The organism is Streptococcus mitis (assembly GCF_946188615.1).
In the GTDB taxonomy this organism is placed as follows: Bacteria; Bacillota; Bacilli; order Lactobacillales; family Streptococcaceae; genus Streptococcus; species Streptococcus mitis_BZ.
In genome coordinates, this window is record NZ_CAMHVK010000006.1 from 68733 (window position 1) to 91579 (window position 22847).

The 22847-nt window shown below is 42.2% G+C and carries 15 protein-coding genes; all 15 read right to left on the reverse strand.

Features of this window, described 5'->3' with window-relative positions; translation table 11 throughout:
- Window positions 1-60: 60 nt before the first annotated feature.
- The 15 genes from rpsD to OCF95_RS07245 all read right to left on the reverse strand — a co-directional run bounded on the left by rpsD (window position 61) and on the right by OCF95_RS07245 (window position 22668).
- Window positions 61-672, reverse strand: coding sequence for a 30S ribosomal protein S4 (gene rpsD, locus OCF95_RS07175; RefSeq protein WP_000092756.1), 612 nt, complete (start codon window positions 670-672; stop codon window positions 61-63).
- Between the two features lie 194 nt (window positions 673-866).
- The gene (locus OCF95_RS07180; protein ID WP_261105144.1) at window positions 867-1919 is read right to left on the reverse strand and encodes a sensor histidine kinase; all 1053 of its coding nucleotides are present in this window, start codon (window positions 1917-1919) and stop codon (window positions 867-869) included.
- Window positions 1919-2614, reverse strand: coding sequence for a response regulator transcription factor (locus OCF95_RS07185; RefSeq protein ID WP_261105145.1), 696 nt, complete (start codon window positions 2612-2614; stop codon window positions 1919-1921). Before OCF95_RS07185 ends, OCF95_RS07180 begins: the two co-directional genes overlap by 1 nt.
- A gap of 123 nt (window positions 2615-2737) precedes the next feature.
- On the reverse strand, window positions 2738-5002 hold the full coding sequence (locus OCF95_RS07190) for an SSURE domain-containing protein (protein WP_261105146.1): 2265 nt from the start codon (window positions 5000-5002) through the stop codon (window positions 2738-2740).
- A gap of 115 nt (window positions 5003-5117) precedes the next feature.
- Window positions 5118-6134 carry a glycosyltransferase family 2 protein gene (locus tag OCF95_RS07195; protein ID WP_023948424.1) on the reverse strand — a complete coding sequence of 339 codons (1017 nt, stop codon included), beginning with the start codon at window positions 6132-6134 and terminating at the stop codon, window positions 5118-5120.
- A 376-nt stretch (window positions 6135-6510) separates the two neighbouring features.
- Window positions 6511-7176, reverse strand: a complete 666-nt coding sequence (locus OCF95_RS07200; protein ID WP_261105147.1) for a potassium channel family protein — start codon at window positions 7174-7176, stop codon at window positions 6511-6513.
- A 13-nt stretch (window positions 7177-7189) separates the two neighbouring features.
- Entirely contained in the window at window positions 7190-8569 is a 1380-nt protein-coding gene (locus tag OCF95_RS07205) for a TrkH family potassium uptake protein (protein ID WP_261105148.1), read from the reverse strand.
- A 33-nt stretch (window positions 8570-8602) separates the two neighbouring features.
- The gene (locus OCF95_RS07210; RefSeq protein WP_049500477.1) at window positions 8603-9367 is read right to left on the reverse strand and encodes a nucleoside phosphorylase; all 765 of its coding nucleotides are present in this window, start codon (window positions 9365-9367) and stop codon (window positions 8603-8605) included.
- Between the two features lie 219 nt (window positions 9368-9586).
- Window positions 9587-10144, reverse strand: a complete 558-nt coding sequence (locus tag OCF95_RS07215; protein ID WP_237447464.1) for a sugar O-acetyltransferase — start codon at window positions 10142-10144, stop codon at window positions 9587-9589.
- A 208-nt stretch (window positions 10145-10352) separates the two neighbouring features.
- Window positions 10353-11207, reverse strand: a complete 855-nt coding sequence (locus OCF95_RS07220) for a VOC family protein (protein WP_261105149.1) — start codon at window positions 11205-11207, stop codon at window positions 10353-10355.
- A 261-nt stretch (window positions 11208-11468) separates the two neighbouring features.
- Window positions 11469-18179, reverse strand: a complete 6711-nt coding sequence (locus tag OCF95_RS07225) for a MucBP domain-containing protein (protein WP_261105150.1) — start codon at window positions 18177-18179, stop codon at window positions 11469-11471.
- 237 nt (window positions 18180-18416) lie between these two features.
- Window positions 18417-19295, reverse strand: a complete 879-nt coding sequence (locus tag OCF95_RS07230; RefSeq protein ID WP_261105152.1) for a glycosyltransferase family 52 — start codon at window positions 19293-19295, stop codon at window positions 18417-18419.
- The gene (locus tag OCF95_RS07235) at window positions 19292-19996 is read right to left on the reverse strand and encodes an acylneuraminate cytidylyltransferase family protein (protein WP_261105154.1); all 705 of its coding nucleotides are present in this window, start codon (window positions 19994-19996) and stop codon (window positions 19292-19294) included. The genes OCF95_RS07230 and OCF95_RS07235 overlap by 4 nt, the downstream gene beginning before the upstream one ends.
- Window positions 19980-21335, reverse strand: a complete 1356-nt coding sequence (locus OCF95_RS07240) for a sodium:solute symporter family transporter (protein WP_261105155.1) — start codon at window positions 21333-21335, stop codon at window positions 19980-19982. Before OCF95_RS07240 ends, OCF95_RS07235 begins: the two co-directional genes overlap by 17 nt.
- Window position 21336: 1 nt before the next feature.
- Window positions 21337-22668 (reverse strand): glycosyltransferase, encoded by a 1332-nt coding sequence (locus OCF95_RS07245; protein WP_261105156.1) that lies wholly within the window; start codon window positions 22666-22668, stop codon window positions 21337-21339.
- Between the last annotated feature and the right edge of the window lie 179 nt (window positions 22669-22847).

The window sequence follows — 22847 nt, forward strand, 5'->3', positions numbered from 1 at the left end:
CGTTTTAATACAAAGCAAAAAGCCCACTGTTGTAGGCTTTCTGTAAGATATATCTTAAAATTAAAGCATTTTGTTGTAGAATTCAACGACAAGTGCTTCGTTGATTTCTGGGTTGATTTCGTCGCGTTCTGGCAAGCGAGTCAATGAACCTTCCAATTTTTCAGCGTCGAATGATACGAATGCTGGACGTCCAAGAGTAGCTTCTACTGCTTCAAGGATTGCTGGAACTTTCAATGATTTTTCACGAACTGAGATCACTTGACCTGGAGTTACGCGGTATGATGGGATGTCAACGCGTTTTCCGTCAACAAGGATGTGACCGTGGTTTACGAATTGACGAGCTTGACGACGAGTAGTCGCAAGACCAAGACGGTAAACAACGTTATCCAAACGACGTTCCAAAAGAAGCATGAAGTTGAAACCTAGGATTCCGCCTTTGATTTTTGTAGCTTGTACGAACAAGTTACGGAATTGTTTTTCACCTACACCGTAAGTGAAACGAAGTTTTTGTTTTTCAGCCAATTGCAAACCGTATTCTGACAATTTAGAACGGTTGTTTGGTCCGTGTTGTCCTGGTACGTAGTTACGACGTGCCAATTCTTTACCTGTACCTGTAAGTGAAAGGCCAAGGCGACGAGCTTGTTTCCAAGATGGTCCTGTATAACGTGACATATGAATGTCCTCCTGATATAAATAATATTTCGGTGGAAATAGTCACTTAGAAAGCCCTGATTCGTGCAGATGCCCTTCGCCTAAACAGCCAAGGTTACTTATCATAAGACACCTGTTGACGAGCTTCATGCTTTCCTGCTGATATTTCACACAAAATCCATTTTACCATGAATGGCTAGATTTGTAAAGGGTTTTTAAGCTTTATTTTCATTACCAGAGAGGTTAAGAAGGAGGGTAAAGGTGCTTCCGAGGCCGTACTGGCTGGTAACTGTGATTTCTCCACCCAATTGATGGGCCAATTCACGCGCAATCGCAAGACCAAGACCATGACCACCTGTCTTCATGTTACGAGAAGTTTCTACACGATAAAGACGTTTAAAAATATTCTCCAAATCCTCTGGGGCAATCCCCTGTCCTTCATCGGTCACACTGATTGAAAGCTGGTTCTTCTCCAGCTTAGCCACCACTTCCAGTTTGGTTCCTGGAGCTGAGTATTTAAAAGCGTTATTGACCAGATTCACCAAGATACGAGAAAGCTTGGCATAATCTCCTTCAATCCGGGCAGACTCTGGGATTACCTGTAAATGGACGTCTCGCTCCTCCTGCTCAATCAAGAACTGAAATTCACTCATGCACTCAATCAAGAGCTGGTCCAGAAAAATACTGTCCTTGCTGGTCGTTTCCACCTGATTTCTAGCTGTATTTAGAGTCAAAAAATTCAACTCTTCAACCAGTTTATTGAGTCTTTCCGTCTGACGCCCAATGGTTGCTAGATAATGGTCCTGTTCTCCTTCCTTGATAACCCCATCCAAAATCCCTTCTACCGTCGCTTGAATCGAAGTGATGGGAGTCTTGATATCATGCGATAGCTGGGCAATCATTAAGCCCTTTTCTCGTTCGCTTTCTTCCAAGGAATTGAAGGTTGCCTGCAAATCATGGGACATTTCATTGAAGGCTTGGCCTAACTGCTGAAATTCCATAGGACCTTGAACCTCCAGACTTGAAGGAAAGTCCTTGTCCGCTACCCGCTTGGCATGTTCCTTAAGTTTAGCCAATGATGTAAAGACAGGCGATAGGAGAAAGAGACTAATCCCAGCACCGACAAAACTTGCGATTAAAGTCATGCCAATCAGGAAATAAATTTCTCTTTGCTCAATTAACATGCGCTGGATAGCCCAAAAAACCACGATAATTGTTAGGAGTGTTGAAATGATATACCCCACTAAAATATAACTTTTTAATTTCATTAACTACCTCGTGCTTTCTCAATTTTGTAGCCCAAGCCCCAGACGGTTTTGATGGTGGGCGTTTCTGCACTAGCATGTTTAGCCAACTCCTGTCGAAGAGCATGAATATGAACATTCAAGGTATTGGTATCATCCACATAATCTTCTTGCCAGACCTTTTCATAGAGATCTGTCTTAGAGAAAACGCGCTCTGGGTTGCTGGCTAAAAGCCATAGAAGTTCGAAGGATTTGACGGTCAAATCAAGCCCCACATCTCCGACTTGGACCTCATGACTACCGTGATTCATTCGTAAATCCCCGAGACTGACGACTTCTGTCTCACCTCCACGATGAAGGCGACGCAAGATATTGTGGACACGCAAAACCAGTTCACGAGGGCTAAAGGGCTTGGCAATAAAGTCATCTGCCCCTAAGCTCAGGCCATAAATCTTGTCCTGCTCGCTAGTCTTAGCCGTGATAAAGAGAAAAGGCTGATCCGGAGATTGATACTGGACTTCGCTAATCAAATCATAACCATCCATCCGAGGCATCATGATATCTGTAATAATCAAATCAATTGGTTTTCGCTTGAAGATTTCTAATGCCTCTACTCCATCATGAGCCACCAAAATCTGATACCCTGCTTGAACCAGATAGCGTTGATGAATATCTGTGATTTCTACCTCGTCGTCAACGAGTAAAATTGTCTTTCCCATCTGTCTCTCCTTTGAAAAAAACAGTGCTATACCACAATAGTATAACACTATTTTAATCACTTTACGAACATTCTAAACGATATCTGGATTTTTCAAATCCTAGATAGAAAGTCTGCAGTTAGACTAGTCATTTTCCTCTTTTTTAGCTTTCAAACCGAGGCCACCTAGCAGTCCAGCCAAGGCGAGTCCAAAGAATCCAATAGTAGCCATTGATGTTTGAGCTTCACCAGTATATGGAAGCATGTCTTTTTGCTCTTTCATTTGATCAGCCATCATTGGACTTGACGCCTTGTTATTAGCTGCCATTTTGCCTTCATCAGACATTTTGCTTGAGGCTGCTGGAGCTTGATCTTGTTTCATGCTTGGTGTTGCCATAGGCTGGCTAGCATTCATGGTTTTGTCCTGCTCTTTGTTAGGCATCATCTTATCCTGACTAGTAGCTGGCATTTTAGATTTCATATCATCTTGATTGGCACTAGGCATTTGAGCGTTCATCTTAGACGCATCTTGATGACTATTCATCATTGGAGCCGGCATAGCTGAACCATTAGAAGATGGGACGAAACCTGACTGCATCGGAATCAGAGACTGATGTCCATGCAAGTTCACTGTCAAATCTTTTGTCGCTACAAGATTGCTCAAATCTGCCTTGCCATCTTTCGCACCGTAAACTTTGATGGTAGCTTTATAGCTTTGAGTACCATTTTGTTTTAAGAGGTCAAGCAAATCTTTGTCTGATTTACCTTGAGTACCTGCCAAATCTACTTCGTAGAAGTAAAGGCCTTTGCCCAATTTCTCTACTGGTGGGAGAGCGGGATTTTTAGCCGAACCATTGTCTGACCATGGGGCTTTATCAGAAGCTTTCAAGATAAGACGAGTTAACATACCGTCACCGGCGAAGAACTCGTAAGGAATAACTTGGTTAACACCAGCTGTGAATGGGCCTGGGAAATTGGCTTTGTCCAAGTAAGAGGCTGGAACATCCACTGTGTCTTTAGTATTGTCAGCTACGCCTTTTTGGACTTCAGCTGGGGTGGTCAAGCCATTCAAGTTGACATCCAATTCTTTTGTTGCTACAAGATTGCTCAAATCGGCCTTGCCGTCTTTAGCACCGTATACCTTGATAGTTGCTTTATAGCTTTGAGTGCCGTTTTGTTTCAAGAGGTCTAGAAGCTCTTTATCAGATTTACCTTGAGTTCCTGCCAAATCTACTTCGTAGAAGTAGAGGCCTTTGCCCAATTTTTCTACTGGTGGGAGAGCGGGATTTTTAGCTGAACCGTTGTCTGACCATGGAGCCTTGTCTGAGGCCTTCAAGATAAGGCGAGTCAACATACCGTCACCGGCGAAGAATTCGTATGGAATGACTTGGTTGACACCAGCTGTGAATGGACCAGGGAAGTTCGCTTTATCCAAGTAAGTAGCTGGCACATCTACTGTGTCTTTAGTATTGTCGGCCACGCCTTTTTGCACTTCAGCTGGGGTGGTCAAGCCATTCAAGTTGACATCCAAATCCTTAGTCGCTACGAGGTTCCTCAAGTCGGCCTTGCCGTCCTTCGCACCGTACACTTTGATAGTTGCTTTATAGCTTTGAGTACCGTTTTGTTTCAAGAGGTCTAGAAGCTCTTTATCTGATTTACCTTGGGTACCTGCCAAGTCCACTTCGTAGAAGTAGAGACCTTTGCCTAATTTTTCTACTGGTGGGAGAGCGGGATTTTTAGCTGAACCGTTATCTGACCACGGAGCCTTGTCGGATGCTTTCAAGATAAGGCGAGTCAACATACCATCACCGGCGAAGAATTCGTATGGAATAACTTGGTTGACACCAGCTGTAAATGGGCCTGGGAAGTTCGCTTTGTCCAAGTAAGTAGCTGGAACATCTACTGTGTCTTTGGTGTTGTCGGCCACACCTTTTTGGACTTCGGCTGGAGTGGTTGCTGGTTGCGCTTCATTTGCTTCACGGTCTTGTCCAGAAACTGTAGGCGCAGGATTTGTCGCAGGTTTAACCGCATCTTCTGTTTCTTTCTTAGATTCTGGTTTTGCTTGCACTTCTTCTTTTGGCGCTACCACTTGGTCTTTATCAGCTACATTCACTTTTTCTGGCGAGCTTGTAGCATCCAAGCTTGCTTTAGGTGTTGAGTCTACCTCTTCTGAAGGAAGAGCTGTATCGACTGCTTCTTTGAGAAGTTCTGCTGGTAAGTCACTCTTTTCACTCACCGAAGCCGCGTCTGGCACAACTTGAGCAGGGGTTGGATTGACCACATCGGCACGTACAGAACTTGGCTGACCAACTAGGACAAAAAAGCCACTGGCTACAACAACTGAGGCAACACCGACACTAAGACGGCGAATAGACCAACGAGTATATCTTTGATTTGGATTGAATTTCATAGGATTCTCCTTAGAGTTTTTCTTTATTTGATGACTCTAGTATAATCTCCTAAAATTAAAAAGGATTAAGAAAAAGTTAAAATTTTTCTTAAATCCCTCTTATAAAATACTTATATTAATTAAATCCATAAACAGACTTGGTGATTTGATAGACAACATTGGAAAGTTTGCGAGCTGGCAAGACTGAATGTTTGGTCAAACGGCTGAGCATGGTCTTGCGAATGGCCTGAAAGACCTCTGGATTTTCCTGCTGAATATAGGTCCACAGCTCCCGTTTTTTGGCAAGATGCTCTGCTGTGCCTGCTCGGTTGAGCAAGGCACTGGAAATCACCGTCGTGATTTCAATATGATTCAGCAGATACTCTCGCATTTTGGGGTGGCTTACTTTAGATAAATCAAGCTGGTCTACCAAGAGTCGATTGACCTTGAGTTGCTGGTCAATGCGCTTAATCATCACTTGCTCATTGACTGACTGGTCCTCACGCCCAATCAAATAACGATAGAAATCGACAGGCAGATAGTACATGGTCTTGACCTGCTGAAGGGGGGTAAAGACAAAGAGATTATCGACATAAAAGGTATGCTCAGGCAATTGGAACTGGCTCGTTCGCAACAAATCTGTCCGGTAAATCAGCGAGTGCATCATGATATACTGGCCTTTTGAGAAATTTCCAATCTGATCCCAGCCAAAAATCTGTTGGACAGGCAAGACTGACTCGTAACTCATACTCTTCTTACGAGACTGACCTTCCTTTTCATATACAAAATTAGTCACAAAGGCATCAACTTCCTGCCCCTCACTCTCTAGTTCCTGCAAGGTTTCAAGAATTTTTAAATAGGCACGAGGATCTACCCAGTCATCACTATCAACTACTTTAAAATAACGACCAGAAGCCTCCGCTAAGCCGCAATTGACGGCACCCCCATGGCCCTTATTTTTCTGATAGATGGCTCTCACGATGTTAGGATACTTGCTGGCTAAACGCTCAGCGATTTCCTGAGTCTGGTCCTGAGACCCATCATTAATAATCAAAATCTCAACTTGCTCACCACCAATCACTAGCGACTCCACACAGTAATGAAGATAGGCTGCGGCATTATAGCTAGGAATGGCGATAGACAATAACTTCATAATCTACTCCTTTAGGGGACTGATTTTTTCTTATACTCAATGAAAATCAAAGAGCAAACTAGGAAACTAGCCGCAGGTTGCTCAAAGCACTGCTTTGAGGTTGCAGATAGAACTGACGAAGTCAGCTCAAAACACGGTTTTGAGGTTGTGAATAAGACTGACGAAGTCAGTTACCTATACCTACGGCAAGGCGCCGTTGACGTGGTTTGAAGAGATTTTCGAAGAGTACTACTCTCTCTTGTCACTTCTTTCTATTCTACCATAAAGTCCAGCTTTTGAAGGACTTTTACTAGAATACAAGGGTTTCTAGTCTCAATTGGAATACAGGTCTCTCTATTTCCTATCTTGGACATCAAAAAAGAGGGGATTCCCCTCCTTACGAATTTAATTCTGCCAAGTCATCTAGATACTTGTTATTAATCACCGCCAAGATATAGGCATCTGCTTTCAAGAGGTCATTAGGACCAAACTGGACATCCAGTGGTGAATTTTCTTGTTCACGAAATCCTAGGACATTGAGATTGTATTTGCCACGTAAATCTAGCTGGCTCAGGCTTTGACCTGCCCAAACACTCGGAATTTTCATCTCCACAATAGACACATTTTTATCCAGTTGAAAAACATCAACATTGTTATGAAAGAGAATGGTCTGCGCTAGAGACTGCCCCATTTCATACTCAGGTGAAATCACCGAGTCAGCACCGATTTTTTCTAGCACCTTCTTAGCTGTCTGGCTTTTGACCTTGGCAATAACCCTTGGTACCCCTAGACTCTTACAATGCATGACTGCAAGCACACTCGACTCTAGATTTTCCCCTGTTGCCACTACAACCGTATCACAGGTATCAATTCCTGCAGTTCTGAGGAGTTCCTCATCTGTGATATCGCCAACAACTCCACGCGCCAAAACTGGCTCAAATTGATTGATGCGCTCGGCGTGGTCGTCAATGGCAATGATATTCATATCTTGCTTGGCAAGGGCCATCAGGACACTACTCCCGAAAATCCCCAAACCTAAAATTCCAATCGTACGATCTGACATCGTTCTTCCTTTCTTACCCAATACTAATATCTGCTTTCATATACTGAATCAAATCTTTCTTATCTGGCTGGTAATCCGCTAGACTAACCAGCAAGGTCAAGGGACCGATACGGCCAATAAACATGAGCACCATGACAATACTGAGAGCTAGCTTGCCCAATTCTGGTGTCAGATTTGCCGTTACCCCAACTGTCGCAAGAGCTGAAATGGTCTCAAACATGAGGTAGATAAATCGCGGTGTTCCTTCTGCTGTAATTCCCAACAACATCAAGCCCAACAAGAAGGTCATCAAAAAGATAATGAAGACACTAAAGGATTTTTGGACTGTTCGAGCCTCAATAGTTCTCTGCGCAACATTGGCATGAGGTAAACCCAGCAATTCACTACGCGCAAAGACCAATAAGACAAAGAAAGTCGTAATCTTGAGCCCCCCAGCCGTCCCTCCAGGCGCCCCTCCGAGAAACATCTGTAAGATATAGATAAACAAGGTCACAGGCCGAGCTTGAGTGTAGTCAATAGAAGCAAAGCCAGCTGTTCTCATGCTGACGGTTTGGAAAAAACTAACCAGCACTTTCTCTGGAACACTAAGATTACCAATGGTTCCAGGATTGTGCCACTCCGTAAAGAGTGTGGATACTGTCCCAAACAGCAAGATCCCTGCAGTCAAGAAGAGAACCAGCTTGGTGTGGAACCTCAGACGACGTTTTTTCTTCTTGTCAAACTGGGTTGCCAAGTCAAACCAGACCATAAAGCCAAGACCACCCGTGATAATCAAACCAGCAATAACCAGATTGATTAAGAGATCCGTCTGAAAAGCCACTAAACTGCTACTGCCGAAATTATCAAAACCAGCATTACAAAAGGCTGAAATGGCTAAAAAGATAGAGGTGAAAATACCTCGTCCCCAGCCGAACTCAGGAATAAAACGAAAACTAAGAAGAAAAGCTCCCAAACCCTCTACCAGAAAAGTCGTCAAAAAGATGGAACGCATAAAGGCTTTCAGCGACCGAGTTTCCCCGTAACTAAAGCTTTCCTGAATAGTTTCACGACTGCGAAGACTGAGCTTTTGCTTCCCCTGAATATAAAAGACCCCGATAAAAGTCATGAGCCCCAGACCACCAATCTGTATCAAGAGCATACAAATCAACTGCCCCCAGACATTATAGGTGGTAGCTACCGGTTGCGTAAAGAGGCCAGTCACACATACCATAGAAACCGTCGTAAAAAGATGGTCAAAATAAGTAGCCTGCGAACCACTCGCCTGGACAAGAGGCAAACTCAAAAGAAGAGAACCTATAAAAATAACTCCAGCGAAACTTAAAAAGATACGACGAGCTGGCGAAAGTCCACCCAAGGCCCTTTCAATTTTTTTCACAAATAATTTGAATAACATACATCCATTGTACCATAAAAAGAAGAAGAGTAGCTAGATCTGAGAAGTTATCTCAAGGCAGAGTTCCAAGGCCTTCTCAAAAGCTTCTGAACCCCAGTCACGACTATCGTACTGGTCCAAGTCTGCTAAGGAATCAGCTGTGAACAACAATTCTCCCCAGAGAACCCCTCGCAGTTGGGCTACTGCCGCAAGCGCAGAACACTCCATCTCCACAACAGCACAGCCTTCTTCCTTGCGATAAGCCACCTTTTCAGCCGTTTCTCGGTAAAAACCGTCTGTCGTCCAGGTCATGACTTCTTCATAGGGAATCCCTCTAGCTTCCAACACTCGCTTAATAGCAGCAATAGCCTCTGGCTGCATTTCCATATAACGAGAAGGTGCCACATAGTGATAACTAGCTCCTTCATCTCGCAGAGCGCGAACAGGGACTAGAAAGGCATTTTCTTCTATATCAGCCAGCACACCACAGGTTCCAGTGGAAATAATCTGCTCCACACCATAGCCAATCAACCAATCCATAAACTGAGCTGCTGGAGCTGAACCGACAGGAGCCTGAGCCAGACAGACCTCCTTGCCTTTGTAGTTCACGACATAGATTGGATAGATCTTGGTGGCTGAAACGAATTCGCCGACACAGTCCGCCCCTACTTCCCTCGCATAACGGTCAATCTCCTCACCTAAAAAAGCATAGACACACTTCTTGGGCAAGTGCAAGTCTAGCCCCTCGTGATTGGGCATGATGACCGCCTGAGTATTATCATCAAACTCTAAAATGGGAATCGCATGTTTCTGAACCATAACCTACCTCCTCTAATTTTGTACTATTGTATCAAAAGCTGATAAAGTGTCAAGGAGGAAGCTGAGGAACTGAGGAGAAAAAAGCATCCCACTTACGAGATGCTTTTAAATTGATCAATGAAGCAGACTTTATAAAATATAGAGTAGGTAAATGTGGGCTGGATAAAAAATGATGAAAACCTACAAAAAAGAAACAACCTCCGCTGTTCCTTTTTACTTCTATTTCACAGGTATCTCCTTCATCACGCGCGCAGGATTACCAGCTAGGACAACGTTGTCGCCAAAGGACTTAGTGATTACAGCCCCTGCTCCAGCAACAACATTATTACCCAATGTCACTCCAGGAAGGACAATGACACCACCTCCAGCCCAGAAATTGTCACCGATGGTAATGGGCTTTCCGTATTCCACACCTGAATTGCGTTCCTCCGGGTCCAATGGATGGAGGGGAGTCAAGAACTGACAGTTGGGACCAATCATAGCATTGTCACCGATGCGAATCGGACAAACATCCAGCATGGTCAAGTTCCAATTAGAATAAAAATTTTCCCCTAGATGGATATTGACCCCATAATCGACCACCAGGCGTGGATTGACAAAAATATTTTGTCCAGTCGAGCCAAACCAAGTCTTGATGATTTCGACTCCCTTCAAGGGATCTTCTTCCTTGTTAAAGGCAGACTGTTTTTGGCGAGAAGTCTGAGCCAAGGCCCGCAATTCTGGGTCCGATGGACGGTAAACCTCTCCTGCTATCATTTTCTGGTATTCGCTGATCATTGTATTCTTCTCCTTGTTCCCTACTATCATATCAAAATTTCTACGTGTCTGACTAGAATAAGGAGCACTTTCTACAATTGATACTCTTCGAAAATCAAATTCAAACCGCGTCAACGTCGCCTTGCCGTACTCAAGTACAGCCTGCGGCTAGTTTCCTAGTTTGCTCTTTGATTTTCATTGAGTATTAGATGCTGGTCTTTATCACATCCTATCTAGCTAAGCGAATACGGGTCACGATTCCGTCTGGGTCTGTGATTTCCAACTGGCTTGATGTCAGCCATTTGATTGGTGCATCAACTTCTTGTGCTCGCTGGGCAATCGTTAACAGTTCTTCTTTACTAGCAACCTCAATAACATAATGGGCCAAACCTGGCAAGTCTTGCTTACGCGGAGCCAGATTTTTTCCTCCCCATTCGTTGACTGCCAAATGATGATGATAGTCCCCAGCTGCAATCCAACTAGCGCTAGGCACACTGAATTTATCCTCTAACCCTAACACCTTTTGATAAAACTGGCTGGACTTTCGACTATCCTTGACGGAAAGATGAATATGCCCCATTCTCGTACCTTCTGCCAGGATAAAGGGCTCTACTCTTTCCCCCAGCTCATAAATGTCCTGCGCCGCAAGAGCCTCCGTCACTCCGATAATGCGTCCGTCTTCTCGAATATCCCATGTGGAAACCGGCTTATCTCGATAGAGTTCAATGCCATTTCCCTCCAAATCCTCCAAGTAAAGAGCCTCACTGTACCCATGGTCTGCACCGCCAACTAGAGGAATCTGTAAATCTGTCAGGTGCTTCAAGACATCCGCCAAAGCCTTTCGTGTCGGCAAGAGAATGGCCAGATGGTAAAGGCCATAATGTTCCCTTACTTCACCGCTCTCTTGTGTTTGAATCAAGTGTACCAAGGCTTTTCCTCCAAGTCCCAGAACGACCTCTGTCTCAGTTTGAGATAAGATTTCTAAACCAAGCACTTGCTGATAAAAGGCTGTTTGACTTGCCAAGTTCTTTACATTTAAAACTGCCTCTGCCAAATAAATGTGGCTCTTGTATTCATAGGTCATAAATATTTCTCCTCATAGTTGTAACTGTAATTATTTCAACTATTATATAACCTCCATCAAGAAAGTCAAGCCAGACAACTTATAGATTATGATTCTGTAATCTTGTCTATATGGGATTAGAACGAGAAAATCTACAGAGAATTGACAATCAAACCATTGAAAATTTTTACCAACTCTAAGATGACTCTCATCTCAACCCAAAAAGAAAAGGAGCGGATATGATATCCTACTCCTTATTCTTGTCAGAAAATCTAATTAGAATTAGTCTTCTTTTTTCTTACGAGCAACAAGTCCAAATCCACTCAAGACTCCAAGAAGTCCAAGTGCTGCTAGGCTAGCATTATCTGCTGTACCAGTGTTTGGAAGTTCAGCTTGTCCTTTAGCTTCTGATGGAGCTGCTGGAGCTTGTGGTGCTTCACCATTTACTGGTGCCGATGGCATCGCTGGAGTTGCTGGACCCGCTGGGTTAGCCGGATTAGCTGGGTTAGCTGGCTGACTTGGGTCTGCAGGAACTACTGGAGTTTCTGGTTGACTTGGGTCTGTCGGTCTCACCGGATTTGTTGAAGGTCTTGCTGGAGAACCTGGTTGAGATGGAGTGAGTGATCCTCCATGTGTAGAATCTTCTTTTTGAGGTCTTCCATTTGTAGTACGTTTAAATACGTGGATGACATTACCAGTTCCTTCAACATTTATGGTTTCTACTAAAGCATATCCTGGAATTGATCCAGCTGGGTTATCACCTTCAGCTAGCGGTTTCACTGGCTTACCATTTACATCTACCCATACCGTTACAGGTTTCTTAGTTGATGGTTTGAAGATATGAGTTACTTTACCTGTTTCTTGGTTTGTAACTGTTCCTACTAGTTCGTAGTTAGGAGTTGATCCTGCTGGGTATGTTCCTGGTGTTACAGGTTTGATTGGGTTGCCTTTTTCGTCTACCCACTCAGTTGTCTTACCTTCTTCGATTGATTTCTTAACTTTCTCAGCTTCTTTCTTAGCCTCTTCCTTAGCTTTTTCTTTTTGCTCTGGAGTCAAGCTTGGATCTTTATCAATGTTCTTGATTTTTTCTTCCAAGTCTTTATCGACAGATTCTTTCGCTTTAGCTTTTTCTTCTGGAGAAGGTGTAGTTGGCTGATCCTTATCATTTTCTGACGGAGTTGATGGTTTGTCTGGAGTTGGAGTATCTTTCTCAACTTCTTTCTTACCATTCTCTTTAGCTTTTTCTACTTCTTCTTTAGAAGGTGCTTTGTCGATGGCTTTCTTAGCTTCTTCAGCACCTTTCTTAGCTTCTTCTTTAGCTTTTTCTTTTTGCTCTGGAGTCAAGTTTGGATTTTCATCAATCTTCTTCACTTTATCTTCTAGAGCTTTATCAATCGCTTCTTTCGCTTTTGGCTTGTCTTCTGGAGTAACAGGAGTTTTTTCTACTTCTTCTTTAGCTTTTGTAGTAGATTTTTTTACATCTTCAGGAGTTTTCGCTTCTTCCAATGCTTTCTTAGCTTGTTCAGCTGTTTTCTTAGCTTCTTCGATCGCTTTTTCTTTTTCTTCCTTCGTTAACTCAGGATTTTCTTTGATCTTGCTTTCTTTTTCAGACAAAGCTTTATCGATTGCTTTAGAAGCTTCTTCTTTGGCATCTTTATAAACGTAAGTTACTTCTGTAGTTCCTTCGGTTACTTTACCAGATTCTTCACCCTTAGTTGAAGTTGGTACAAGTACATATACTTTACCATCTTTTGTAGTGATTGTTGCTGGTTTATTATCAGTTGTGTCATATGCTGAGCTTACTGATCCGTCAGTCGTATCTTTAACATCTTCAGCGATTGTGTTACCCGCTTCATCAGTGTAGTGAACGACTACGTTTCCTTTAACCTCTTTGTACACATATGTTACTTCTGTAGTCTTACCTGCTTCAACATCACCAGTTTCGTTACCTTTAGTTGATGCTGGTACTAATTCGTATACTTTACCTTCTGGAGTTGTGATACGAGTTGGTTTCATGTCGTTATCAGAAGTATCGTATTTAGCTCCTGGCTTACCGTCTTTTGTATCAACAGCATCTGCTTGAAGAGTGTTACCAGCTTCATCTACGTAATGAACAAGAACGTTTCCTGCTTTTTCGTATACATAAGTGATTTCTGTAGTTCCTTCTACAACAGCACCGTTTTCTGGCTTAGAACCGTCTTTCAATTCTTTAGCTGTTAAGTAGTAAACAGTACCATCTTTTTCAAGTTTAGCTGGTTTGTTATCAGTTGTATCATATTTCTCACTTAGTGATCCATTTTCTACATCTTTCGTATCTTCAGCTAATGTGTTTCCTTCTGTATCAACGTAGTGAACGACTACATTACCAGTGATTTCTTTGTAGACGTAAGTTACTTCTGTAGTTTCTCCAGCTTTAACTTTACCTGTTTCATCACCTTTAGTTGATTGAGGGATTAATTCGTATACTTTTCCTTCTGGAGTAGTGATACGGTTTGGTTTCATGTCGTTATCAGCAGTGTTGTAGTCAGCGTTTGGTTTGCCGTCTTTTGTATCAACAGCATCCACTTGAATCGTGTTACCTTTTTCATCAGTGTAGTGAACAACTACTTGTCCTGCTTTTTCGTAAACGTAAGTTACTTCAGTTTTACCTTCTACTACGTCTCCGTTTTCTGGTTTAGAATCGTCTTTGACAGCTTTTTCTGTTAAGTAGTAAACAGTTCCGTCTTTTTCGATTTTCTCTGGTTTGTTGTCAGTTGTATCGTATTTAGCGTTTAGAGAAGCACCTTTTGTATCTTCTTTATCATCAGCGATTACGTTGCCTTCTGTATCAACGTAGTGAACGACTACATCACCAGTTACTTCTTTATAAACGTATGTTACTTCTTTAGTTTCTCCAGCAACAACTTTACCAGTTTCGTCACCTTTAGTTGCTGTTGGAACTAGCTCGTATACTTTTCCTTCTGCAGTTGTGATACGAGTTGGTTTCATTCCGTTGTCTGCAGTTGTGTAATCAGATCCTGGTTTTCCATCTACAGTGTCTTTAGCACCTGAAGCAACGTTTGCACCATCCGCGTCAACACCTACTAATGGAGTTCCATCTTCTGTTTGGTAGTTAACGACTACTTGTCCAGCTTTTTCGTAAACGTAAGTTACTGTAGTTGTACCTTCTACTACATCACCAGTAGCTGGTTTAGAACCGTCTTTCAACTCTTTAGCTGTTAAGTAATATTTAACACCATCTTTAGTGATTTCGTCTTTTTTGTGGTCTGCTGTGTCATATTTAGCATTTAGAGAAGCATCTGTTTCGTCTTTTTCGTCTTCAGCAAGTGTGTTACCTTCAGTATCTTCATACTTAACAACTACATTACCTTTAACTTCTTTATAAACGTATGTTACTTCTTTGGTTTGTCCAGCTTCTACCGTACCTGTTTCATCACCTTTAGTTGATGCTGGTACGAGTTCGTATACTTTTCCTTCTGCAGTTGTGATACGGTTTGGTTTCAATCCGTTATCTGCAGTATTGTATTCAGAACCTGGTTTTCCATTGTCAGTGTCTTTTGCACCTGAAGCTACATCTTTACCGTCTGCAGTTCCTACTAATGGAGTTCCGTCTTCTGTTTGGTAATTAACGATGACTGATCCAGCTTTTTCGTAAACGTAAGTTACATCTGTTTTACCTTCCACTACATTTCCAGTTTCTGGTTTAGAACCATCTTTAAGACCAGCTTTTGTAATGTAGTATACAGTTCCGTCTTCTGCAGTGATTTTTTCTGGTTTATTATCAACAGCAGTGTCATATTTTTCGCTTAGAGATGCACCTTTAAGGTCATCTTTATCAGCTGCGATTGTGTTACCTTCTGTGTCAACATAGTGAACTACTACGTCTCCAGTAACTTCTTTATAAACGTATGTTACTTCTTTAGTTTCTCCAGCTACTACTGTACCTGTTTCATCACCTTTAGTTGATGTTGGTACTAGTTCGTACACTTTTCCTTCTGCAGTTGTAATACGATTTGGTTTCATTCCGTTATCAGAAGTATCGTATGCTGATCCTGGTCTTCCGTCTACAGTGTCTTTTGCACCTGAAGCTACGTTAGCACCAGCTGCATCAACACCTACTAATGGAGTTCCGTCTTCTGTTTGGTAGTTAACGACTACTTGTCCAGCTTTTTCGTAAACGTATGTTACTTCCGTTGTACTTTCTACTACGTCTCCAGTTTCTTTAGAACCATCTTTAAGCTCTTTAGCTGTTAGGTAGTATTTAACTCCATCTTTAGTAATTTCGTCTTTTTTGTGGTCTGCTGTATCGTATTTAACGTTTAGAGAAGCATCTGTTTCGTCTTTTTCGTCTTCAGCGATTACGTTACCTTCAGTATCTTCATACTTAACGACTACATTACCTTTAACTTCTTTATAAACGTATGTTACTTCTTTAGTTTCTCCAGCAACAACTTTACCAGTTTCGTCACCTTTAGTTGATGCTAGGACGAGTTCGTATACTTTTCCTTCTGCAGTTGTGATGCGGTTTGGTTTCAATCCGTTGTCTGCAGTGTTGTAGTCAGTTCCTGCTTTAGCGTCTGTTGTGTCTTTAGCACCTGAAGCTACGTTAGCACCATCTGCGTCAACACCTACTAATGGAGTTCCATCTTCTGTTTGGTAATTAACGATTACTGATCCAGCTTTTTCGTAAACGTAAGTAACTGTAGTTGTCCCTTCAACAACATCACCTGTTGCTGGTTTAGAACCATCTTTCAATTCTTTAGCTGTTAAGTAGTATTTAACACCATCTTTAGTGATAGATTCTTTTTTGTGGTCAGCTGTATCGTATTTAACATTTAGAGAAGCATCTGTTTCATCTTGTTCGTCATCAGCAAGTGTGTTACCTTCAGTATCTTCGTACTTAACAACTACGTTACCTTTAACTTCTTTATAAACGTATGTTACTTCTTTAGTTACACCTGATTCTACTTCACCTTCTGGTTCACCTTCAGTTGATTCTGGAACCAGTTGGTAAACTTTTCCTTCCGCAGTTTTAATACGTTCTGGTTTCATTCCGTTATCTGCAGTGTTGTACTCTGTACCTGGTTTACCATTATCAACATCTTTCGTACCTGAAGCTACAGTTTTGCTTTCATCTCCAACTACTGTTCCTGTAAGTGGAGTTCCATCTTCTGTTTTGTAGTTGACGATGACTGATCCAGCTTTTTCATAGATGTAAGTTACTTTTGTAACACCTTCTACTACTGTACCTTCTTCAGCTGGCGATGTAGTTTCTGTACCATTTACAGATGTTGTTGTATTTGCTTCGTTTAGGTAGTAAACATTTCCTTGTGCATCTGTAAGTTTTTGAGGTTTTTCAGTTTCATTTTTCTTAGTGTTGTACGCTACGTTTTTAGGCGTTCTAACAGTTTTGTCTTCTACAACTACTTCTTGTCCATCAGCATTTACATAGTAATGCTCAGTTACTACTTCAGCTACTGTTTCAGGAGTATCAGTGTAAGGAGCTTTCAATTCTACTCCGTCTGCTGTTTGGTAGTTAACGACTACAGAACCTTTTTTCTCGACTTCACGAGTTTTTTCTTCGGCATAAGTGTAAGTGATTGTTGTAGTACCACTTGCTAAACGGTAGGCACGAAGTGGAGTGATTTCATCGCGGTAAGTGTAAGTTTCATATTCCGCTTGAGGACCACTAAGGTTAAGAGTAAAATCACCACCACTTATAGCACTTGTTCCAGATTCATAAACCTCTGAATAATCCGCAGTTACATCCGATGTCGGTCTTCTTTTAGCATCAACTTGGTCTCCATTATCAACTGCTATAGCGCCTTTAACACCAGTTTTTGCGTCTAGCCCCACAGCAAAATATCGTTTAAAATTAAGAATGTTATCTTCTAATCCTTTTTCTTGAAGATAAGCAAGATACCCTTTTACAGTAGTTTTGTTCCTTTCTCCTGTTAAAGTATCTGGCGCAGCTTTAAATTTTTGAACCATTGCATATGTTCTATCTAGACTTGCACCATCCCCCTGTCCCGAATCCGAAAGGTCATCAGCTACATTGTCCTTAGGCGATAAAGGTATATAAGCTGATAAAGTAACATCCCCAGAGTTAACTGTTACATAAGTGTTTTTCTCAAGGACGAAAACATAGTCTCCTTCTTTGATTCCACCATCAGCTGTTACATTCGCTGAATTGAAGTCTTTTGCTGTTGCTTCTCCAGATTTGAAGGCTTCAATCATTTTATCGTCAGAAGTGATTGCACCTGAATCAGCTTGCACATATTTACCATATGTTCCTTTTCCTGTTTGTTCAACAATCCAAGCTTTTCCACCAGGTTTCACAGTGTCGTAAGTGATTTTACCTTCTGCATTACTTAATCCTTCTGGAGTCAATTTTGCAGTCACATCACCTAGAGTTGTATCAGAGTATACTCCTCCACCATCTCCAGTAGTTTCAACTTTAGGTTCTCCGATTAGGTGGTAAGTTTTCCCGTCTTTTTCAATCGTTTCTTTCTTACCATTTTCTTTAGCGTCGTTTAAGTCGCTATCTTGTGCATCTCCACCTGTTGTTTCTTTGAAAACTTCTCCTGATTTACCGAATACATCGTATGTTGTTTCGATAGTTTTGTCAGCACCAGAGTTTTGGTTTTTGTTTTCTTCTAATACAGTATTTCCTTCAGCAGTTACATATTTGTAATCTACTTTTCCAGTTTTAGTGATTGTTTTTGTATCACTTTCAGTTGGATTAGTATCAAAGTTCTTACCATTATTTGGATCCTCAATATTAGCTGTTTCTACAACTACTGAACCATTATCATTTGAAATCGTTGTTGTGTTATCGCTGTTTTCTGTCATTGCCGCTTCAACGGTCTGCGTTCCAGCTGCCATTGCAAGAGCTGCACCGACAATCAGACCAACTGTACCGATTTTGACTGAGTCTGAACGGCCGTCTTTAAACTTACGAATGGAAAATTTTTCCTTTTTATTTATAAACATTCTTAGCATCCTTTATTTTTATTTTTTTGTATGATTTCTAAATTTTAATATGTTATTATTACAACAGATGATTGATAAAACTCGAAAACTCGACATTTCTATTTTAACACTTTAAAACCTCCTATACAAAGAATTTGAGTACTTTTTGATCATTCAAACTATAGTTTTTCGCTATATTTATATATAAAAAATCCATACAGATGCATGGATTTACATGTTTGAAAATATACATTTATGCTACCAGCCAAGTGAAATCCTTTCAAACTGACAACCTAAGCGTCGCAATTCTTTTTGACGGTCCTCATAGTAGGGGAGAGAAATACCTGTAATGGTCACATGGGGCAGATCTTTCAAGTGGAGGCTGACTGATGAAGTAAAGTGATAGACATGAACGAACTCGTATTCTTGAAAGAGTTGGGCTAGGACATCTTCAAAGATCAGCTCCGTCTCTAAGTAGGCCACATCAGGGATAGTGAAGGTTTCCTTGGGGTGGGGCAGATAGAGGTCAATGGCCAATACTTTTGCATAGGTGCTGATAAAGCGGATAGAAATCTGGTCGTCCTCTTCAGAGAACTTTTGTCCCAGCAGAACCTTGACTGTCTTGCCATTTGAAACGGGGGCTTGGGGCAGGTCAAAAAAATGCTCCATATAGACTAGCTTTTCTCTAGCCACGACATGGTAGTCACTACGATAGAGGGTATAGTGCTTTTCCGTTCGCTCAATCAAGTCATCTCTGGTCAAGCCTAAAGAGCCCACCTGACTGGGCTGAAGAGGCCAAGCATACATACCCAAGGGATAAATATCCGCATAACCATCATCGAAGCTCATGAGGTGTTGGTAGGTAGAACTAGCAACCAAGTCCAGAATCAAGCTATTGTCAAAGCTAGCATAAAAGATGATGCCATAGTCGCCGGCAAGCTCCTGACAAATCTGAGCCAAGTCCTCTGCCGTTTGAGGATAGTGAACGTGGTCAAAATCCTTAGCATAATGCTCCTGACGAGCATTTTTTACAGGACTGACATAAAGGCTGACAAAGTCCTTATCAGGATAGAGGCTCTTGATATGCTGAGCTATTTTAGCCTGCAAGGGCGTTGTGGCAATGATGAGGTGTTTCATCTCTTTGATTCTCCTAGGTGGTGATGGTGCAGCAAGGTCTCAACGACTTCAAAGTCCAAGGCATCGTCGATATCATAAGAATAGAGTTTGGGCATTTCATAGGCTACTGTTTTATTCGTGTAAAAGGTCTCATCTCGTAGGTAAAGGTCCTTGCGAGAAATCCAGATACTACCATTGGGATAGTAATAGACAGGCTCTTTCTGCCGAGCATAGTGCTTAGATACCTGAGGGGGACGGATAAATGACGACTCCGCAAACTGCAAGAAAAGGCTACGACTTTTGTCTGCCTTGACACAGGAAATCAAATGGTCGGCACCAGACTGACAGTAGAGTTGGTAGGACTCGATAAGATGCTCCACCTCTCTCAAGGGTGAGGTCACCTGTAGATTCACAAAGACCTGCTCTTCCTCAAAGGGCTGTAAAAAGTCTCGTAAGGTTTCTAAGCTAGAGGTTGTTGATAGGGCCAATTCTTTTGGTCTATGAACACAACGAATCTCTGGATAGGCTTGACGACAGAGTTCTAGATAGGTTAGCGAGTCTGAGGAGACCCAGATTTCACTAAATAACTTGGAGGCTAGAGCGACTTCTATGGTATAGAAAACCAAGGGTTTGCCTGCAAGCGGTTTGATATTTTTATCCACTAAGCCGCGTGAACCTGAACGGATCAAAATGACAGCTATGGGTTTAGATTTTGCTTTCATATAGTCTTCCTAGAAATGAGATAAACAGGGCAGATAGAGTGGTAATGATGCTATTTAACCAGGGATTGGGGTTGACAAAAAGGCCACTGTAATGATAGAGAACCAAGGCTCCTAGACTAAAAACCAGATAGATTTTGGCTAACTGTAAACTCGGTCTTTTGAGGAGCAAAACCAAGAGGTACAAACCACCAATCACACCCAGTGTCAGACCCATAAAGCCGTTAATCCATTCGTAGATGGAGTAGATTTCTGCATTCATGAGTAAGAGGCAGAGGAGCCAGGACAGGCCTGCTAAGGCAAAGGATAGGAGGCTTGGCGACCAGCGAATCTTTGACCAGGCGAAATCCAACTTCAAGCAGGTCACGATTGCATTCATACTGGATGAGACCGTGGATTGGCCTGCTGCCAAGAGAGCCAGCATGATGAAACTACCAAACCAAGGTGCCAGACCTTCCCGAGCGTAAGCAATGAGAACAGGATTGGTCGATGTGGTAGCGAAATTTTCCTGACGAATCAAGCAGCCAATCAGATACAGTAAACTGGCAATCCCAAAGGACAAGAGTCCCTGTATCCATAAGATTTTTCCAATCTTCTGACGCCCCATTTTGCTATTAAAACGTTGGACGATATCCTGCGAAGAAACGTAGGAAAACAAGCTACTAAAACCTGCTCCTGCAACTAAGATAAAGACCGTCTTCCCATCCAGCGTCTCTGCAAAGTGAGATAGCTGTTGACTGCTATTCACGACTAAACCAGATTGGGCAATTCTTGGTAGAAAGAGGGCCAATATAGCCAGTAGGACCAAGCCTTGAAAGAAGTCCGTCCACAGCACAACCAAGAGACCACCCCTTGCCAGATAATAGACCGTCAAGAGAAGAAGTAAACCTGACAAGACCAGCTGATTGATGGGGATAAAAGGCTCTAAGGCCTGAGACAACAAGTAGGTCACCACTGCTATTCGCCCCAACTGGTAGAGGATGAAAAGACCTGAGGCCAGTGAACGAATGCCAGTCGATTGAAACTTGTCCTCTAAAAGATGATAGGCTGTCTCATAGTTTCCCTTTTGATAGAGGGGCAGAAAATAGCGATGAGCTAGTGGAATGGCTAGAAAGATGCCACATTGGGCAAACCAGAGATAGGACCTGCCTGTATAGGCATTCCCCACCAGAGTCAGAAAGGAAATGGGACTGAGCAAAGTCGCAAAGACTGAGAAGGCCAGAACTGTCACTGGAATAGCTTTCTTAACCTGATAATAGTCCTCTTCACTCCCTTTTTTCCAATAGGCAATCCAGGAAATCAAGCCGAAATAAAGCGAGAGGGTAGCTAGAATTCCCAACATCCTAGAAGTTCCTATCTAATAGTTCTCTGTATATGTGAGCTACTTTTTCCAGAGAATAGCGAGAGGCTAAGGCTAGATTTTTTTCATTTAATAGATAAAAATCAGGCTGCTCCATCTCTTCTATCTTTTGAATCAACTCTGATTTGGTTTTAAACAAGTTGATGGCATTAGACTGGCCAGCATAAAAACGATGGGCAATCTCCACATCTGATAATAAGGCTAACAAACCTTGGCTCAAGGCTTCAACACAGGCATTGGCAAATAACTCTGTGTAACTTGCAGACAAATAGCATTGGTGCAGATGATAAGGCACTTCGTTAACGATACCTTTAAAGTGAATGGTTGGCGGAAGATCATATTGATTCTGTAATTCTGCTAGACGTTCCTCTGAGCCACCATAAAAGGTAATCTGGGCCTTGGAGCCACGTTTGTAGAGTTCGATAAAGGCTTCAATGACAAGTTCAACGTTCTTGCCTTCTCCCATATGACCCACCAAGCAATAGTCCAAAACAGGTCCGATTTTTCTTAGCTGACCTACTTTTTCTGTAAACATTGGTGGTAAAAACTTGGTGTCATACCCTTGTTTCGCCAAAGTATCAGTCAACACTTCACTAGCAACTAGATATTTGTTTGTCTTGCGCAGATTGGCGAGGCGTAAGTCTCGCATGACATTTTCATGGACGACTTCATAGTAATTTTTATCCGTGTTTTCCATGTAACGCCAGAGGCTGGGTTTGGGAACGATTTGTTGGTCACGAATGAAGAGGTCGGTTTGCTGGGCCCATCTGGCTAGGAACTTGACCAGCAAGTCCTCTTCAGAACGGATTTCTCCTCCTATGCGGTAGATATATTCTGGGTAAAAGATGGTTACAGGAGAGGGTTCTTTAAAGGGATCGATAAAGCGTCCTTCAAGGGCCAGTTCTCCATTTTCATGATACCAACGCAGTTCCTTTTCCTTGAAATCTTCAAACAAGAAGGGCCCCTTGGTATAGTAATATCTCCCCGAGCCATCTCCTAGGGTAACAGAGGCGACAAAACCGTCTTCATTGAGCTCAACCTGATCTCCATCTGCTAGCGTTAAACTTTCTGGCTTCACTGATAAGTCTGCATGGCCTATATCTGAAAAACTATGCGGAACACATATCAGTTCTTTTTCTAAAAATCCTAACTTAATCAAGTCTTTCTTCCAGTCAGGACGAAGCTGAGGACTCGAAACCAGGTGAACATATTCCAAACCTAGATGTCGTGCTATACGAGCTCGATAGACCTGGGTACTCTCAAAACCATAGCGATGGATTTCCTTGACTGGATGAATGGTGACAATTCTCGACATGCTATACACTCTTTCTCTCTTATTTTCTGCTTACAAATGAAAAACCACCCTCACAAAAAGGCGAGGGTGGTTCATCCGTTACAATGCTTGGGGATTTCCTAGCAAGTTCCCCCTCAAAAGGACTTTATGCTATTCTATCACAAAGACTGACCATCTGCAAGATGGACTGGATTAGACAG

Coding starts and splice junctions, on each gene's coding strand:
- OCF95_RS07220 (WP_261105149.1), bottom strand. CDS start 11,207: ATGACCTATGAATACAAGAGCCACATTTATTTGGCAGAGGCAGTTTTA.
- OCF95_RS07200 (WP_261105147.1), bottom strand. CDS start 7,176: ATGTCAGATCGTACGATTGGAATTTTAGGTTTGGGGATTTTCGGGAGT.
- OCF95_RS07180 (WP_261105144.1), bottom strand. CDS start 1,919: ATGAAATTAAAAAGTTATATTTTAGTGGGGTATATCATTTCAACACTC.
- OCF95_RS07215 (WP_237447464.1), bottom strand. CDS start 10,144: ATGATCAGCGAATACCAGAAAATGATAGCAGGAGAGGTTTACCGTCCA.
- OCF95_RS07195 (WP_023948424.1), bottom strand. CDS start 6,134: ATGAAGTTATTGTCTATCGCCATTCCTAGCTATAATGCCGCAGCCTAT.
- OCF95_RS07245 (WP_261105156.1), bottom strand. CDS start 22,668: ATGTCGAGAATTGTCACCATTCATCCAGTCAAGGAAATCCATCGCTAT.
- rpsD (WP_000092756.1), bottom strand. CDS start 672: ATGTCACGTTATACAGGACCATCTTGGAAACAAGCTCGTCGCCTTGGC.
- OCF95_RS07225 (WP_261105150.1), bottom strand. CDS start 18,179: ATGTTTATAAATAAAAAGGAAAAATTTTCCATTCGTAAGTTTAAAGAC.
- OCF95_RS07230 (WP_261105152.1), bottom strand. CDS start 19,295: ATGAAACACCTCATCATTGCCACAACGCCCTTGCAGGCTAAAATAGCT.
- OCF95_RS07185 (WP_261105145.1), bottom strand. CDS start 2,614: ATGGGAAAGACAATTTTACTCGTTGACGACGAGGTAGAAATCACAGAT.
- OCF95_RS07240 (WP_261105155.1), bottom strand. CDS start 21,335: ATGTTGGGAATTCTAGCTACCCTCTCGCTTTATTTCGGCTTGATTTCC.
- OCF95_RS07235 (WP_261105154.1), bottom strand. CDS start 19,996: ATGAAAGCAAAATCTAAACCCATAGCTGTCATTTTGATCCGTTCAGGT.
- OCF95_RS07205 (WP_261105148.1), bottom strand. CDS start 8,569: ATGTTATTCAAATTATTTGTGAAAAAAATTGAAAGGGCCTTGGGTGGA.
- OCF95_RS07210 (WP_049500477.1), bottom strand. CDS start 9,367: ATGGTTCAGAAACATGCGATTCCCATTTTAGAGTTTGATGATAATACT.
- OCF95_RS07190 (WP_261105146.1), bottom strand. CDS start 5,002: ATGAAATTCAATCCAAATCAAAGATATACTCGTTGGTCTATTCGCCGT.